The 17,688-nt window shown below is 31.7% G+C and carries 15 protein-coding genes; 2 read left to right on the top strand and 13 right to left on the bottom strand.

Annotation, left to right across the window (positions count from 1 at the left end):
- Positions 1–318 precede the first annotated feature (318 nt).
- Together ACM55H_RS16550 and aroC are read right to left on the bottom strand one after the other, a co-directional pair.
- The gene (locus ACM55H_RS16550; protein WP_416837564.1) at positions 319–1,599 is read right to left on the bottom strand and encodes a dicarboxylate/amino acid:cation symporter; all 1,281 of its coding nucleotides are present in this window, start codon (positions 1,597–1,599) and stop codon (positions 319–321) included.
- A gap of 68 nt (positions 1,600–1,667) precedes the next feature.
- On the bottom strand, positions 1,668–2,732 hold the full coding sequence (aroC, locus tag ACM55H_RS16545; protein ID WP_416837563.1) for a chorismate synthase: 1,065 nt from the start codon (positions 2,730–2,732) through the stop codon (positions 1,668–1,670).
- A 194-nt stretch (positions 2,733–2,926) separates the two neighbouring features.
- Here aroC and ACM55H_RS16540 point away from each other — a divergent pair, with 194 nt between their 5' ends.
- Positions 2,927–3,766, top strand: coding sequence for a UDP-2,3-diacylglucosamine diphosphatase (locus ACM55H_RS16540; RefSeq protein WP_416837562.1), 840 nt, complete (start codon positions 2,927–2,929; stop codon positions 3,764–3,766).
- A 117-nt stretch (positions 3,767–3,883) separates the two neighbouring features.
- Positions 3,884–4,390: a hypothetical protein gene (locus ACM55H_RS16535; RefSeq protein WP_416837561.1), complete on the top strand. Its 507-nt coding sequence runs from the start codon at positions 3,884–3,886 to the stop codon at positions 4,388–4,390.
- A gap of 51 nt (positions 4,391–4,441) precedes the next feature.
- On the opposite strand, the gene ACM55H_RS16530 is transcribed toward ACM55H_RS16535, so the two are convergent.
- From ACM55H_RS16530 to ACM55H_RS16480, 11 genes are all read right to left on the bottom strand, one after another.
- Complete coding sequence (locus tag ACM55H_RS16530; RefSeq protein ID WP_416837560.1) at positions 4,442–4,870, bottom strand: protease complex subunit PrcB family protein; 429 nt, start codon at positions 4,868–4,870, stop codon at positions 4,442–4,444.
- 47 nt (positions 4,871–4,917) lie between these two features.
- Positions 4,918–6,051 (bottom strand): N-acetyl-alpha-D-glucosaminyl L-malate synthase BshA, encoded by a 1,134-nt coding sequence (gene bshA, locus ACM55H_RS16525; RefSeq protein ID WP_416837559.1) that lies wholly within the window; start codon positions 6,049–6,051, stop codon positions 4,918–4,920.
- 76 nt (positions 6,052–6,127) lie between these two features.
- Complete coding sequence (locus tag ACM55H_RS16520; protein ID WP_416837558.1) at positions 6,128–8,134, bottom strand: heavy metal translocating P-type ATPase; 2,007 nt, start codon at positions 8,132–8,134, stop codon at positions 6,128–6,130.
- Positions 8,118–9,317, bottom strand: a complete 1,200-nt coding sequence (locus ACM55H_RS16515; RefSeq protein WP_416837557.1) for an MFS transporter — start codon at positions 9,315–9,317, stop codon at positions 8,118–8,120. The genes ACM55H_RS16520 and ACM55H_RS16515 overlap by 17 nt, the downstream gene beginning before the upstream one ends.
- A gap of 47 nt (positions 9,318–9,364) precedes the next feature.
- A complete protein-coding gene (locus ACM55H_RS16510) occupies positions 9,365–9,985 on the bottom strand; it encodes a phosphatase PAP2 family protein (protein ID WP_416837556.1) in 621 nt (206 codons plus the stop codon).
- A 128-nt stretch (positions 9,986–10,113) separates the two neighbouring features.
- Positions 10,114–13,110 carry a glycoside hydrolase family 3 N-terminal domain-containing protein gene (locus ACM55H_RS16505; RefSeq protein WP_416837555.1) on the bottom strand — a complete coding sequence of 999 codons (2,997 nt, stop codon included), beginning with the start codon at positions 13,108–13,110 and terminating at the stop codon, positions 10,114–10,116.
- A gap of 12 nt (positions 13,111–13,122) precedes the next feature.
- Entirely contained in the window at positions 13,123–13,605 is a 483-nt protein-coding gene (locus ACM55H_RS16500; protein ID WP_035672808.1) for a hypothetical protein, read from the bottom strand.
- 36 nt (positions 13,606–13,641) lie between these two features.
- A complete protein-coding gene (locus ACM55H_RS16495) occupies positions 13,642–14,361 on the bottom strand; it encodes a phosphatase PAP2 family protein (RefSeq protein WP_416837554.1) in 720 nt (239 codons plus the stop codon).
- Positions 14,362–14,447: 86 nt separating this feature from the next.
- The gene (locus tag ACM55H_RS16490) at positions 14,448–15,239 is read right to left on the bottom strand and encodes a (Fe-S)-binding protein (RefSeq protein ID WP_416837553.1); all 792 of its coding nucleotides are present in this window, start codon (positions 15,237–15,239) and stop codon (positions 14,448–14,450) included.
- A gap of 104 nt (positions 15,240–15,343) precedes the next feature.
- Positions 15,344–16,675 carry a 4Fe-4S dicluster domain-containing protein gene (locus tag ACM55H_RS16485; protein WP_416837552.1) on the bottom strand — a complete coding sequence of 444 codons (1,332 nt, stop codon included), beginning with the start codon at positions 16,673–16,675 and terminating at the stop codon, positions 15,344–15,346.
- A gap of 4 nt (positions 16,676–16,679) precedes the next feature.
- Positions 16,680–17,645: an MlaD family protein gene (locus ACM55H_RS16480; protein WP_416837551.1), complete on the bottom strand. Its 966-nt coding sequence runs from the start codon at positions 17,643–17,645 to the stop codon at positions 16,680–16,682.
- Positions 17,646–17,688 lie beyond the last annotated feature (43 nt).

The raw sequence follows: 17,688 nt of genomic DNA, 5'->3' as shown, positions 1-17,688 counted from the left end.
GCTGTATCTATTAATATATTACGATAGCAGAAAAACTCTAAATTTCAAAACTAAAAAATAACAAACATTAACTAGACTATTTGTTAAATAATTACAACTATCTGTTAGTTGTAGCAAGCTACATTTTATAAATAAAATTTAGCTGTTTTGTCATTTCGACGAAGGAGAAATCATATAACACGAGCACTAATAAGACTTCTCCTTCGTCGAAATGACAAAATTAAATATATTGGTATTAGTAACGGACAGTCGCATAATTTAGACAAAAAAAGCCTATTTGAAAAATCAAATAGGCTTTTTTAATATTAAAAAAAATAATTATTCTACTGGTACAGTCTCATTTTCGTTCTCAGCTTCCCATTGACCTACAACTGATGTAGCTAATGCATTTCCTAAAACATTTGTTGCACTACGAAACATATCACAAAAATGATCAATCGGTAAAATTAAAGCAATTCCTTCAATAGGGATTTTAAACATTCCACAAGTTGCCGCAACAACTACTAAACTCGCTCTTGGCACTCCTGCAATTCCTTTACTGGTAAGCATCAATACTAAAAGCATTGTCATTTGTGTGCCTAAATCTAAATGAACTCCATAAGCTTGTGCTATAAATATACTGGCAAATGTCATGTACATCATACTTCCATCCAAATTAAAGGAATAGCCTAATGGCAACATGAAAGAAACAATTTTATCTTTGACACCAAAACGTTCTAATTCTTCCGTAAGTTTAGGAAAAACAGCTTCGCTACTTGTTGTTCCAAAAGCAATAATTAAAGGTCCTACAATTCTTTTAAGCAAAACAGTCATTCTGCTTTTAAGGAAAATATACCCTACAAGTATTAATACAACCCAAAGCGATGAAATTCCAATTAGGAAAGAACCAAAGAATTTGAAATACGTGATTGCTAATTCCTGAAAATCTCTTACAGCAAATACACCTGCAATGGCACCAAAAACACCTATTGGAGCAAACTTCATTACGTAGTTTACCATTTTCAAAACAATATGAGATGTTTTGTCTAAAGCGTTTATAACTGGTTTTACGTGGCTTCCCAAAGATGCTGCCGCTAAACCAAAGAAAATAGAAAAAATAACAATTTGCAAAATCTCATTAGTTGCCATCGCTTCAAAAATACTTTTAGGAACAATATGCTCTATAAAATTTTCAAAGGATAAACTCTGTGTTTTTGCAGTTACTTCTGAGGCTGAGGCCAAATCAACATTTGATAAATTAAGTCCAACTCCCGGTTCAAGAATATTTACAAAAAACATTCCTAACAATAAAGACATGAATGAGGCCGTAAAAAACCAACCTAAAGCTTTACCTCCAATTCTCCCTACCGCTTTTATATCTCCTAATTTAGCAATTCCAACAACAAGTGTAGTAAACACTAATGGAGAAATTATCATTTGAACCAATCGAATAAAAACCGTTGCCAGCATTTTTATTTTACCACTAAAGGATTGGGCAGCTTCTGCTGAAATTGAATTATGAATAATAATTCCTAAAACAGCACCTAAAAACATTGCTATTAAAATTTGGCCGGTTAAGCCTGAAAAAAATGATGGTTTCTTGGTTGTAGTTGTGTTCATTAAATTAACAAATTGATTTCAAAGTTATGGCTCAGGATTTAGCTCGTCAAAATACTGAGTATGCAATTCTATTTTAAATAGGTTTTATTAATCAAATAAAAATCAGCTAAAACTATAGCTGCCATAGCTTCTACAATAGGAACTGCTCGGGGAACCACACAAGGATCATGACGACCTTTACCTGTCATTTCAGTAATATTTCCTTTATTGTCCAGTGATTCTTGTTTTTGCATAATGGTTGCAACAGGTTTGAAAGCCACACGGAAATAAATGTCCATTCCGTTGCTTATTCCGCCTTGAATTCCGCCTGAAAGATTAGTTTTAGTTGTTCCATCAGGATTGTATAAATCATTATGTTCGCTTCCTTTCATTTTAACACCTTCAAAACCGCTTCCAAATTCAAATCCTTTTACGGCATTTATAGAAAGCATTGCTTTACCAAGTTCAGCATGGAGTTTGTCAAAAACAGGCTCTCCTAAACCAATAGGCACATTTTGAATCACACAGCTTACAGTTCCACCTACGGTATCCCCTTCTTTGCGAATTTCACGAATGTACTCTTCCATTGTAACTGCCATTTCTTCGTCTGGACAGCGTACTGGGTTATTTTCGGTTTTTGAAAAATCTAATTCTTGGTATGGTTTTTCTAAAAAAATAGGACCTACAGAAGAAACGTAAGCATTAATCTTGATTTCGGGTAACATTTGTTTTGCAATGGCTCCAGCTACTACTCTACTGGCAGTTTCACGAGCAGAACTGCGTCCACCACCGCGATAATCACGTACTCCGTATTTTTTTTCGTACACATAATCAGCATGACTAGGTCTGTAATTATCTTTTATATGAGAGTAATCATCTGATTTTTGATTGGTATTGGGAATGATGAAACCAATTGGAGTTCCTGTAGTTTTTCCTTCAAAAATTCCAGAAAGAAATTGTACATCATCTGGTTCTTTTCTTTGAGTAACAATAGCCGATTGACCTGGCTTTCTTCTTGACATTTCAAATTGAATTGCTTCTAGATCTATTGCTATTCCAGATGGACAACCATCGATTATTCCGCCTAAAGCTTCTCCGTGTGATTCTCCAAAAGTTGTTATTCTAAATAGTGTTCCGTAGCTATTTCCTGCCATTATATTAAGTTTTGAACAAAAGTACTATTTTAGTTTAAAGTTTAAAAGCTTATACGGAGATTTCAGGATAAACTTTTAAAAAACTATGCCTATTTATTGACTTTAAATTCATACTAAAAACTATTTCTTAACCTTAAGTTGTATTTCATTTAATAGTAATTACATTAATTTGTTAAACTTCAAATTATAATACATTGAAAAAAAGAAAAGTCGAATTAGTTGTTATATCAGATGTACATCTAGGAACTTATGGAAGTCATGCTAAAGAACTTTACAATTATCTATCGGCTATTAAGCCCAAAACATTAATCTTAAATGGCGACATCATTGACATTTGGCAGTTTAGAAAATCTTACTTCCCAAAAACACATTTAAAAGTTATACAAAAAATTATAAGTTTTGCTTCCAAAGGGACTAAGGTCTATTACATAACAGGAAATCATGATGAAATGCTCCGAAAATTCAGCGACATGAACATGGGTAATTTTGCTTTGGTTGATAAATTAGTATTAGACCTAGATGATAAAAAAGCTTGGATATTTCATGGCGATGTTTTTGATGCTTCGGTACAACATTCAAAATGGATTGCAAAACTGGGTGGTCTGGGTTATGATTATTTAATCCTTTTGAATCGTTTTGTAAATTGGTGCTTGTTACGATTAGGAAAAGAACCGTATTCTTTTTCGAAAAAAATAAAGGCAAGCGTAAAAAAAGCGGTGAAACACATTTCGGATTTTGAAGAAACAGCAACCGAATTGGCTATTGAAAAAAAATATGATTTTGTTATTTGTGGTCATATCCATGAACCAAAAATGGTTTTGAAAGAAAATAAAAATGGCGCTACTATGTATTTGAATTCAGGAGATTGGGTTGAAAATTTAACAGCATTGGAATACAATAAAAAACGATGGAAGCTATTTCGTTACTCAGAAGCAAACTATAATGAAGAAGAAAATCTTTTCGAAATGGAGGATGTTATTAGTAATCAACTTGTTGCTTCAATATTATTTTCTAAACAAAATATTTTACTTTAATTTTTGTTATTAAAATCATAAATAATCTAAAAGTGGGAATTATATAACATTTCATTAAAATTTTATAAATCCATTTATGGACTTTAACAATACCTTTGTAAGAACAAAAATTTACTTATGAAAAAAATTATTTTATCGGCTATCATGTTAATGGGATTAACATTTGCCGCACAAGCACAAGATATTTCAAAAAACGCTTTAGGTTTACGTTTAGGAGGTAATAATGGTTTTGGTGGAGAGATTTCTTACCAAAGAAAATTAGCTACTGATAATCGTTTAGAATTAGATTTAGGTTGGAGAAACAGAAGTAATTATAACAATAATGGTTATGATGACAGAGCAATAAAATTAACAGGTTTGTACCAATGGGTATGGAACATTGATGGTGGTTTCAACTGGTATGCTGGTGTAGGTGGTGGTGTAGGAAGCTACAGTTATGATGATAATAATAACAATTCATACAATGATACTTTTGCATTTGCAGCTGGAGATATTGGTCTTGAATATAACTTTGATTTTCCTTTGTTAATTTCATTGGATTTCAGACCTGAATTTGGTGGAAATGGGTATTACAAAAACAATTATGGTTCTGATGTAGCTTTAGGTCTTAGATACCAATTCTAATATTTAACAAATAAATATATTTAAAATGCCACTAGAAATAGTGGCATTTTTTTATTTAATAATGATTTCTTTTTTAGAATTTATTCTGACTACACAAAAGGGATTTGTTATTGCTTGAGTTGTCATTTCATTAGGTCCGGGAATAGTTTCTTTTATTGTGACGATTATATTTTTATCTGTTTCAACAGCATTTTCAACACCAATCTTATATCCTCCGGAGTTTTTATTACCCATATTCAAAATGATGAAGTTTGAAGTTTGAATATCATTTGAGCTAATTTTCTTTTTTAAGTTCTCATCATTCTGCAGCATTTTAATTTCATTAGGCTCCGTAAGAATCTCAAAAAAACGAATACTTGCTCCTCCATCATTTTGCTGCGTCAAGACTTCAAATAATGGTCTTTTGGCTGAACTTTTAGTAGAAGAAGCTCCACAAGAAACTAATAGTAAAACCAAAAACAAAGAAGATAATTTTTTCATTTTTTATTGATTTTTTAAATATTAAAATTAATTTGAAAAAGTGTTCCCTATAGGTATTTATTTATAGCCTTTTGGTATAAATTTTCATATAAAGGTAAGATGTTTTTAATATCAAATTTTTTAGCAATCGAAAGGGCATTCTCTTTAAATTTATTCAGAGTTGCATCATCTTTTAAAATTTTCAAAGCATTCACAGCCATTTCATAAGTATTCCCCACATCACTCAAATAACCAGAAATGCCATCAAAATTAACTTCTGACAATCCTCCTGAATTACTGGAAATTACAGGAACTCTCCAAGCCATTGCTTCAAGAGCAGCAAGACCAAAACTTTCGGTTTCAGATGGAAGCAAGAATAAATCTGTATAACTTAATATTTTATCGATTTCATTACTATTCCCAAAAAAGATCACTTTGTCTATAATTCCTAATTCCTGACATAGATATTCGGCTTTTTCTTTTTCAGGACCATCCCCTACCATCATCAATTTAGCCGGAATTTCTTTTTGAATATTATAGAATATTTTAATGACATCCGGAATTCGTTTTACTTTTCTGAAATTACTGATATGAGTTATTATTCGTTCATTCTCTTTTGCCATTACGGAGCGATGGCAAGCAATACTGGGATCATTAACGTTTTTATCCAATTCAATAAAATTAGGTATTACCTCAATTTCATTTTTTATATTAAATAATTTAAGGGTATCATCTTTCAAACTTTGGGACACCGAAGTAACAAAATCAGATTTATTAATACTGAAGGTTACTGCAGGTTTATAAAAGGGATGATTTCCAACTAAAGTAATATCAGTACCATGAAGAGTTGTCACCATTGGAATATTAATGCCTTCATCTTTCAGCATTTGTTTTGCCATATACCCCGCATAAGCATGAGGAATGGCATAATGCACATGCATTAATTCTATTTTATATAGCTTTACCATGTCGACCAATTTGCTCGACAAAGCCAATTCATAAGGCTGATAATGAAACAATGGATATTCAGGAACATTCACTTCGTGGTAATGTACATTTGGATTTAAAAGCGCCAAACGTACTGGCTGACTGTAGGTTATAAAATGTATTTCGTGACCACGTCTTGCCAATTCAAGACCTAATTCTGTAGCGACTACACCACTTCCTCCAAAGGTAGGATAACAAACTATTGCAATTTTCATGTATGTATTTTAATGAAACGAAATTAATAAAAATAGGAATGGGTTTTATGGAAATTTAAGTTAAATACTATCAAACTTAAAATTTCATTCGTTGAATTCTTACGGCATTTAAAATTGCCAATAATGCTACACCAACATCTGCAAAAACTGCTTCCCACATGGTGGCAATACCTCCAGCTCCCATAACAAGAACGATAAACTTAACTGTAAATGCCAAGCCAATATTTTGCCAAACAATCTGTTTTGTTTTTTTTCCAATATTGATTGCTGTAAAAATCTTAGTGGGTTGGTCGTTTTGAATTACTACATCTGCAGTTTCAATGGTAGCATCACTTCCTAAACCGCCCATTGCAATTCCTACATCGGCCAAGGCAATAACCGGAGCATCATTGACTCCGTCACCAACAAATATTATTTTTAAATGCTGCGCTTTTAGTTCTGATACTTTTTGAACTTTATTCTCCGGTAATAAATCTCCAAAAGCCTGATCAATATTTAACTCTTTGGCGACAAGCGAAACTATTGCTTGATTGTCACCTGAAAGCATAATCGTTTTTACATTTGATTTATGTAAGCTTTGGATAGTTTCTTTGGCATCTTCTTTGATTTCATCAGCAATAAGAAAATAGCCAGCATATTTTTGATTGATGGCTACAACAATAATTGTAAATGGAATCGTATCAATTTCAGTATTATAACTGATGTCAAATTTTTTCATCAATTTAGCACTCCCTACTAAAATTTCTTTTCCATCAACGAGTCCTTTTATTCCATGACCAGCAATTTCATGCGCTTCAGTAACAGTTGTATCTTTCACAATATCCTTAGCATATTCAATTATAGCTGAACCAACAGGATGTGTCGATTTCGTTTCAATTGCTGCAGTATATTTTACTAAATCAGTTTCTGAAATTCCAACGGCTACTACTTTTTGAACTTTAAAAACGCCCTTGGTTAATGTTCCTGTTTTATCCATAACCACAACTTGAATCGTTGCCAAAATATCAAGAAAGGTAGACCCTTTAATTAAAATTCCATTTTTACTTGCTGCTCCAATTCCTCCAAAATAACCCAATGGAATCGAGATTACTAATGCACATGGGCATGAAATTACCAAGAAGATTAATGCTCTGTACAACCAATCTTTAAAAACATAATCAGTCACAAAAAGTATCGGTAGAAAACAAATCCCGATTGCCAGATAAACAACTATTGGTGTATAAATTTTGGCAAATTTTCGAATAAATAATTCGGTTGGTGCTTTTTTAGCTGAAGCTTCCTGAACCATTTCAAGAATCCTGGATAATTTGCTATCGTTGAAAGCTGTGGTAACTTCAACTTGTGCAACAGCATTAAGATTAATCATTCCTGCGAGAACAGCTTCTCCTTTTGATTTGGTATCTGGTTTACTTTCCCCTGTCAATGCAGCAGTGTTGAAAGTGGCATGCCCTGAAAGTAGTTTCCCATCCAAAGCCAATTTTTCTCCTTGTTTTAATTGAATGATTTCTCCAATCGTAATATCCGAGGCTTTTTTAGAAACAGTCGCAAATCCTTCAATAACGTTTGCAGTATCCGGTCTTTGGTCCAATAACGATTTGATATTGGATTTGGCTCTTTTTACAGCTAACATTTGGAATAATTCCCCAATAGAATAAAATAACATCACGGCAACGCCTTCAGCATATTGACCAATTCCAAAAGCGCCAAGTGTAGCAATACACATTAGAAAAAATTCAGAAAAAACTGCACCTTTGCGAATGCTTTCAAAAGCTTCTTTCAATACAGGCAAGCCTACAGGAATATACGCTACACAAAACCATACAATTCTAACCCAGCCTACAAACCAGGTTTGAGGGGAAAAATTATCAAATAAAATAGCTATTAACAGTAATCCTAAACTTATTATTGAAGGCAAAAACATTTTAAAAACACTATCACTTCCATTTGAATGATCGTGATCATCTTCATGTGAATGATTTTCTGAATCATCGTGAGAACAACATCCAGAATCATGAGATTTTTTTTTAACTGTTTTTTTTTCTAAAGTACAACAAGATTCTTTGTCGTTATGTTTGTGTGTCATTTTTAATAATTTTATCCTTAATAAAAAAAGAGAAATAAATAATAACTAAAACTGTCATTATTCCTGTAATCATAAATGTTGCATTGGCTCCAAATTGATACCAAATTAGTCCTGCCAGAGAACTAGCAATTAAAGTACACATACTTTGAAATCCAGAATAGGTTCCTATTGCAGTGGCAGTATCTTTTTTATCGGAAATATTGCTAATCCAAGCTTTTGATATTCCTTCGGTAGCAGCTACATAAACGCCATAAATAAAAAAGAGAAGCGCAATCGTGTAACTATTTTTGCTGAAAGCCATTCCAAAATAGACAATTGAAAATAATAAAATTCCAAATAGGAACATTTTCTTTAAACCAATTTTATCTGCTAAAATCCCTATTGGAAATGAGCAAAGAGCATAAACCAAATTATAAAAAATATAAATTCCAATTACATTAGTATCATTAAGACCTGCTTGCTTCGCTTTTAATAATAAAAAAACATCAGAGCTATTAAATAATGCAAATACCAATAATCCAATTACCACTTTTCGATATTGTGCCGGACTTGTTTTCCAATAGTTTAGAAAAGAGAAAAAAGGTGTCAGCTTTTTTTCAGCTAAATGTTTTTTAGTTTTGTCATTGAGCAAAAAAGAGGCAAATACTGCCAATAATCCCGGGATAAAAGCAATATAAAAAAGTGTTTTATACTGTTGCGGATAAAAATAAAGATAAATTAAAGCGATTACTGGTCCTAACACAGCACCTAAAGTATCCATTGACCTATGAAATCCAAAAATTTTTCCTTTAGTTTCAGGTGTTGCCTCATCAGATAATATTGCATCTCTTGCCCCAGTACGAATTCCTTTTCCAAATCGATCAATTGATCGTGCAAAGAAAATCCACATTGGAAATATAAAAACTGCCATCATTGGTTTTGAAATAGCACTTAAAGTATATCCCAATCGAACAAAAGGAACTCGTTTACCGGAATTATCGGATAATTTACCAAAATATCCTTTGCTTAATCCCGCTAACGCTTCGGCAAAACCCTCTAAAACACCAATTAATACAATTGAAAACCCAATTGATTTAAGATAAATAGGCATTATTGGGTAAAGCATCTCGCTAGCTGTGTCTGTAAACAAACTAACTACGGATAAAACCCAGACTGTTTTGGAAATATAATTTAATATTTTCACCTTAAATTTTCTTCTTTTTTAAATGATCATTTCATAAATACAAACAGCTATTTTTCCTTTTTAGATCGTTTTTTATTAATCCATTTATTAGCTTTATAGGTAAGATATGCAGAGCCACTTCCTAAGATAGCACCCGCAAAAACATCCGAAGGATAATGAACCCCTAAATGCATGCGTGAATATCCTACTGCACTCGCCCAAACAAATGAGGGCGCAATTACATACCATTTAGGATATGCCATACTCAATGATGTCGCTGTTGCAAAAGCTACAGATGTATGGCCTGAAGGAAATGAATAACCACCTGCAGAAATTGCTTGATCAATATCGGCATAAGTATCAAAAGGTCTATTTCTTTTTACAACTTGTTTTAATGCGGTTGTGATAAAAGCGTTTACTAAGAATGTTTCACCAATAAAAATTGCCTGTTTTTTTATTGTACTATCTTTCTTTATCAAACCAACTGAATAGATAATAATAGGAGCCGCAATACTTATAGGAAGGGCACTTTTACTAACTAACTTAAAAGTGGGATCTAAGTTCTTGTTTCTATTAACATTAATATCTCTTAAAATATTTATATCAATATTTTGAGCATTTACAATACTTACACAAAAAAGGAATATAGTTAAACAACTAGTTTTAAATACTTTAATTTTATTTTTCATAGTATTGATTTACATATCAAATATACTATAATACAACCTGTTATTTGTACTGAAGTATTGAAAATAAAAAGCCAAAATAAAATTATTAAAATTTCATTTTGGCCTATAAATAAATTTACTTAAATATTTTATTTTATAATTGCATTATAAATTACTTCTTGAATATCCTCTCTAATATTTTCTTTTGATAATTTGTTTTCAGTAGCCAATGGAAAAGTTCTATTGGATAAAAACACATACACGATTTGTGTTTCAGGATCAGCCCAAGCCATAGTTCCCGTAAAACCAGTATGACCAAAACTTGTCATTGATGCACAACCACATGTAGGTCCTTCTGTGCCTAATTGTGGTTTATCAAAACCAACACCTCTCCTATTCCCTGCTGCACAAAAATAGCAGGTATTGAAATCATTAAATGTTTTCTCTGAAAAATACTGGTGATTTCCATAATTTCCTTTTTGCAAATAGAGTTCCATCATTTTAGCTACATCCATTGCATTAGAAAAAATACCGGCATGACCTGAAACACCGCCTTCTAAAGCTGCCGAAAGGTCATTTACATACCCTTGCAAAATTTGATGACGAAAATAAGTGTCTATTTCCGTTGGAGGAATTCTGTTTTTATCAAACTTTCTCAATGGATTAAAAGTTGAATTATTCATTCCCAGTGAATGATAAAAATTCTCTTGAATTAAATCATCCAGTTTTTTACCTGTTGTATTTTCTAAATAATCTTTAAGAATCATGAAAGTCAAATCACTGTACTTATATTCTTTTTTTAATGATAATTTACTTTTAATTATCATTTTCATTATTGTATCATGAAAATCATTTCTTATGAAAAGACTATCGCCCAATTGTTTAGAAAACTGTTCCTCAGAAACTCTTCTAAAATATTTTTCAGAAGGAAATTTAGATTTGTCCATGGTAGCTTTATAAAATGGGATTCCTGCAACAAGTCCAGCATAATGAGACAATAATTCTTTAAAATGAATATCTTGTTTATTCGTATTTTTAAAAATTGGAGACATGGACCCTAATGTAGTTTCCAAATTAATTTTTTGTTGGTCGTACTGTAGCATAACATTAGGCAATGTGGCAAGAATTTTAGTCAATGAAGCTACATCATAAATATCCGAATCTTTAACTTTTAAAGTGGAATCATACGTATGATAACCGAATGATTTCTGATAAATAACTTTTCCATTTCTTGCAACAAGAACCTGAATTCCCGGTGTCATTTTAGCACTGATGGCTTTTTTTGCTAGTGCATCAATTTGTGATAAAACGGCTGAATTCATTCCAACATTTTCCGGAGTTGTGAATCCTAATCGGTTTAATTTTTCAGTTGTTAAACCATCATTTACTTTGAAATTTGTATTTATGGATACTGGTAATTTCCCTTTGGCTTCAATAGCCCCAAAAATTAATTCTGCAGAAACTATTTGTGCAATATCACTATTCTGATAAGAAACTACTAATCCTTCAATATCATCAAAATTTGTAATGGGTAATAATGAATACGGTTTAGCAAAAATATCCAGAATGACATTATTGTTTTTAGCTAAATAATTTATCTTAAATAATTCATCTGATTTTAAATCGCTATTTTTAAAAGCTACATCTGATTTGTGATACCCAACAATTACTGTTGTGAATGGTTTCAATTTCATTTGCAAACTATCCAGATTAGTATCTGAAATTACAGTTATATCAGCATATTTCTTTAAGGTTGAAACAAAAGAGTCATTAGTATCATCCCCTATTTTTACATAAGCAATTTTTTGACTTTCTAAATTTTTAATAGGTAAAACCGAAGCAGTATTTTTCAAAACAGTAATTGCATTTTCATACAATTCATAGTTTAGCGTTTCGTTTTCAGGAGAATTTAATTCATTATATAAATTATTGGTTACAATAGGTTTAAAGGAATTCAAACCTGCTTTATATTTAAATTTCAATATTTTTTTAACCGAAAAAGCCAAACGTTCTTCTGTTATTAAATTAGTCGAATAAGCCAGTTTAAATTTTTCAATTGCTAATGGCACATTTTCGGGAAATAACAAAACATCATTTCCGGCCATAAAAGCTTCAAAATTTATTTCACTAGGTATATTAAAACTGCTTATCCCTTTCATATTCAAAGCATCAGTAAATATAAGTCCTTTGAAACCTAATTCTTTTTGGAGAATATTGGTTACCACATTATAAGAAATCGATGACGGGAAATTAGGCCTTGATTCTAAACTGGGCACATTTAAATGTCCCACCATTACAGAAGAAAGTCCTTCATGAAACATCTTTTTGTAGGGATAAAACTCTACTTTATCTAATCTTTCTTTCGAAAAATTTATTGTTGGCAATCCTTTATGAGAATCTGTTTCAGTATCGCCATGACCAGGAAAATGCTTTCCCGTTGAAAATACACCTTGGCTCTGAACTCCTTTCATTAATGCGATGGCTCTTTCAGTAACCTTATATTTATCTTCTCCAAAAGAGCGAAATCCTATAATGGGATTTCTTGGATTAGTATTAATATCAAGAACTGGGGCAAAGTTAAATTGGATTCCTAATCGCTTGCTTTGTTCTCCCATCTGAACGCCCACTTTTTCTATTAGTTTCATGTCTTGGATGGCTCCAAGTGTCATATTCCAAGGATAACGATACGTAGAATCTAGTCGCATATTTAATCCCCACTCTGCATCATTACCAATAAATAAAGGAATTTTTGATTTCGATTGAAAACGGTTAGTGAGATTCGCTTGACGAACAGGACCACCTTGAAAGAAAATTAATCCTCCAATTTTGTTTTCCTTAATCAGTTTGTCAATTACGTTGAAGTGCACAGTGTCTTTATTAGAATAAGCGGCAACCATAAATAATTGCCCTAATCTTTCATCAAGATTCATTCCATTGTAAACGCTATCTACCCATTTGTTGCCTTGGGTAGATAATTCAAAAAGCGTGGGAACATTACTTGATTTTTCACTATCAAGATTCTCTATTTCAGACGGAACGTCAGTTAAAATTATTTTTGGCTTATTAATTTTTGTTCCGACACAACTAGTGGCAACAAAGAAAAATAAGACATAAAAAAAAACAATTTTGATGCCTATTTTTTTCATTGTACTATTTTATTAAAAAAAGCGACTATGCCAGCTGTCAATGGCTGGAACTTCCCAAGACTCATTATATTCTTCTATATTATTAACCAAATTATTGAAAACGATTGTGTTTTCAGTAACGGCTTTATCTTTAACCATTTTCTTAAAATCAATTAAAGGCTTGTGTGCAATATGCTCGCCTAATTTAAAAGTCACATTCATTTTATCCAGTAAATCAACATTATATTTTTGTTCTAAACTTTGGATAAATTCTACAGAGGAATCTATAGAGCAACCCGTGGCAGCTTGAACATCTTGATTTACGGCAATAATAATAAACCTATTGTATTTTAATTGGTAAGATGATTCTAAACTTGTACCATGCGCAGCCCAACTTTCAAGAAAAGATTGCAAAGCTGTTTCAATTTCAGAAAACTCTTCATCCGAAAATTTTCTGTTCGATTGATAAATCCATATCTTGGATTCTTCTGGTAAATTTTCAAATGGAATATACATACTATTTTTTTATAATTAATTCTACTATTCTTATGATTAAAAAACAGTTACAAGGCCAAATCCTACTTGCTTTCCATCATAATAAGGAATAAATGTTGATTTTTTATTTGTGTTCTTTTTAGATGATAATAATTTATTTATGGTAGGATACAACCAATAGCCTGCTTTTGCACTCAATATCCCAATTCCAGCTCCTGCAACTACATCAGTAAACCAATGACGGTTATTATACATTCTAAAGACTCCCGTCCCTGTAGCAACAACATACCCAGAAATTCCATACCAAATAGAAACATCTTTATATTCTTGATATAATAATTCTGCTCCCATAAAAGCTGTTGCAGTATGCCCTGAAGGAAAAGAGTTTAAACCGGAACCGTCAGGCCGTTCCACTTTAGTTATTTTTTTTAGACTATTCACAGTTAATCCCATAATTAAATAGGAAGTTGCAACAATAATAGTTTTATCTCGAATATTATTTTTTCCTTTAATTCCTAAAACACCCAAAGCATATACTGAGGCAACAGGAGCGTATTGAGAAAAGTCATCAATTGACAATTTTCTATCTATATTTTCTTTTACCTCTTCTCTAATTTCAAAATTAAATGCTTCTAATTGATCACTACCAATTCCGATTATTCCATACCCAATTAAAGCTACAGGAATAATCAATTGTTTTGCCTTAAACTGTATTTGATAATTATTTTTAACTTTTAAACTAGCTATCGAATCTGTTTTATCTATGGTTTGAGCCATTGAAACAAAACTCGTAACCATTATTATGAAAAATATAAAATTTTTGTAAATCATAATAAAATAGGTAAACGTTAAATAATATAACCCTACAAATCTTGAGCGTTTGCGATTAATTCCGCAATGTCCATCACTTTCACATCTGCTTCTCTTTCCTTATTTTTAATACCATCAGTCATCATAGTATTACAAAAAGGACAACCCGCAGCAATAATTTCTGGTTTTGTTTCTAATGCATCTTCCGTTCTCTCAACGTTGATTTCCTTATTACCAGGTTCAGCGTCTTTAAACATTTGCGCACCGCCAGCACCACAACATAATCCGTTTGCTTTAGAACGTTTCATTTCTACTAATTCGGCATCTAATTTAAGGATTAGATCTCTTGGCGCTTCATATACATTATTCGCTCTTCCTAAATAGCATGGATCATGAAAAGTAATTCTTTTCCCTTTGAATTGACCTCCTTCAATAGTTAATCTTCCATCATCTAATAAGGATTTTAAAAACTCCGTATGATGAACTACTTCATATTTCCCACCTAATTCAGGATATTCATTTTTTAACGTATTAAAACAATGCGGACAAGCAGTAACAATTTTCTTAGCTTCATACCCATTGAGAACCTCAATATTCATCATGGCTTGCATTTGAAACAAAAATTCATTCCCCGCTCTTTTAGCTGGATCTCCAGTACAACTTTCTTCTGTACCAAGTACTGCAAAAGAAACATTTGCACGATTTAGAATTCGTACAAATGCTTTAGTTATTTTTTTTGCTCTATCGTCAAAACTTCCTGCACAGCCTACCCAAAATAAAACTTCAGGTTGTTTTCCTTGAGCTAGCATTTCGGCCATGGTTGGCACTATTAAACTTTCTGACATAATATTTTATTGATGCGGTTATTTGCTTATTTGGTTAATGGAAAATTGTTAGTGTTTAAATCAGTTATTCAGTAAAAAAAATAACCAATTAAACAATAAAACGACTATTCATTTTTCCAATTCAAACGATCTTGCTGATTGTATTGCCATGGTGCCCCATTATTTTCTATATTGGTCATCATAGCATTTATTGGCATTGGTGCGGCACTTTGTTCCATTACTAAATAACGTCTCATATCAATAATAATAGATAAAGGACTTATACTTACTGGACATTCCTCAACACATGCATTACATGAAGTACATGCCCAAAGTTCTTCAGGTGTTATATAATCGTTTAATAATGATTTATTATCTGGAACGAAAACTCCTTTATTAGCATCTATATTTCTTCCTACTTCTTCCAGCCTATCTCTTGTATCCATCATGATTTTTCGAGGAGACAATTTTTTTCCTGTAATATTGGCAGGACAAGAAGAGGTACAACGACCACATTCAGTACACGTATAAGCATTCAATAATTGTACCCAATTTAAATCCTGAACATCGCTTGCACCAAACTTAGCTGGTGCTTCACTTTCGTTAACTGGCGCTGCTGCAAATGGATCAGCGCTAGGATCCATCATCATTTTCACTTCTTTAGTAACTGATTCTAAATTATCAAATTGACCTTGTGGATTTAAATTTGCAAAAAAGGTATTTGGAAATGCTAATATTATATGCAAATGTTTTGAAAAATAGAGATAGTTCATAAAAATCAAAATCCCGGTAATATGCAACCACCAAAATATTTCTGTAAGAAGCATTACCAATTCATTTGACATTCCATTAAACAATGGCTCAATAAATTGGCTTACTGGAAATGAACCTGCCTTAATAAAATGAGAAAAACCTCCTGGTATATTTTGCAAATGCAAATCAGAAGCATTCATTAATAAAAACAATGTCATCAAAACAACTTCAAAATACAAAATATAATTGGCGTCTTTTTTAGGAGAGCCATTCAAATCAGCACTTGAAAATCGTTTCAACTTAATTATGTTTCTTCTTATCCAAAAAGCAAAAACAGCAACTAAAACTAAAAGAGCCAAAATTTCAAATGAAGCAATCAATATATTATAAGCAGTTCCTAAAAAAGCAAAAATTCTATGAGTACCAAAAAGACCATCAATAATTATTTCCAATAACTCAATATTGATAATTATAAATCCTAGGTAAACGACAATATGAAGTGACCCTGCAACAGGCCTTTTCACCATTTTAGATTGTCCAAGAGCAATCATAGCCATATTTTTCCAACGCTCTTTAGCATTGTCTTTACGGTCTATTGCTCCACCAAGGTTTATATTTCTAATGATTTTTTTTACATTACCATAAAAATAACCAAAACCAATACCTAATAATATAGCAAATAATATATTGTCTAAATAGCTCATATCACTAGTTTTTTACTTTTATTAAAGTATCATTTTTTGGAGCAACATAAGGTTTATTTTTCTTTCCAAACAAAGAAATATTAACATATCTTGTAGGAGACAATCTTACATCTTGAAGTAATAATTCCAATTCTTTTGTTGTTGCTTTTATATTTTCGTAAAAAGCCTCGTCTTTTAATAATTTCCCCATAGAGCCTTTTCCTGATTCCAAATCAATCATAATACCATCAACACGTGCTAAGGTTTTATTTAGATTTTTGACAGTTTTACCTATATCCGCTTTATTCAATGAATCCGATATTTTAGAAAAATTACCAGATATTTTATTAAAGTTGGTTACCGCTCCTTTTATTTGAGCTTTATTATCATCCAATAAAGCATTAACACCTACAGTAGCTTTATGAAATTGCTCCATAGTTTTACTTAATTCTGCTAAACTAACCTTTAAATTTTCTTGTCCGTTTTTATCTAAAACATTGTTAATCCCTGATATTAATTTATCAGTGTTAACCATTATTTTTTCTAGCTTTTCCTGAAGAGGAGCTAATTTATCACCTACTTTATCGGTAAGTCCTAATTTAGTTTCTCCTTGCAATTTCTGTCCATCAACAGCTAGCGTTTTATCATTAAAATTTGGGTAAATTGCAATTTGCTTTCCTCCAATGAATCCTGGTTCGTAAATAGAAGCAGTGCTGGATTTAGAAATAGGAAAATCAGTTTTCAATTGTAATTCAACCAATAACTTCCCTGTATTTTCATTTAATGCAATACTATTTACTTTTCCTATAATCAAACCGTTTAGAGTTACAGGCGCCGATGTGGCTAATCCTTCTACACTCTCATATTCTACATAAAATGTTTTGTAATTTGTAAAAAGGTCTCTTCCTTTTAAAAAACTATAGCCCCAAATGAATAATAAAATTGATGCAATGACTAATATGGCAGTTTTGATTTCTCTAGTTATTTTCAAAATATAATTTTTTTTCAAAATTAATATAAAATATTCAACTTGT

The sequence above is a fragment of the Flavobacterium cryoconiti genome, assembly GCF_048158645.1.
In the GTDB taxonomy this organism is placed as follows: domain Bacteria; phylum Bacteroidota; class Bacteroidia; order Flavobacteriales; family Flavobacteriaceae; genus Flavobacterium; species Flavobacterium cryoconiti.
Note: the sequence above shows the minus strand (reverse complement) of the source record. Positions and strands in the feature narration are given on the sequence as shown.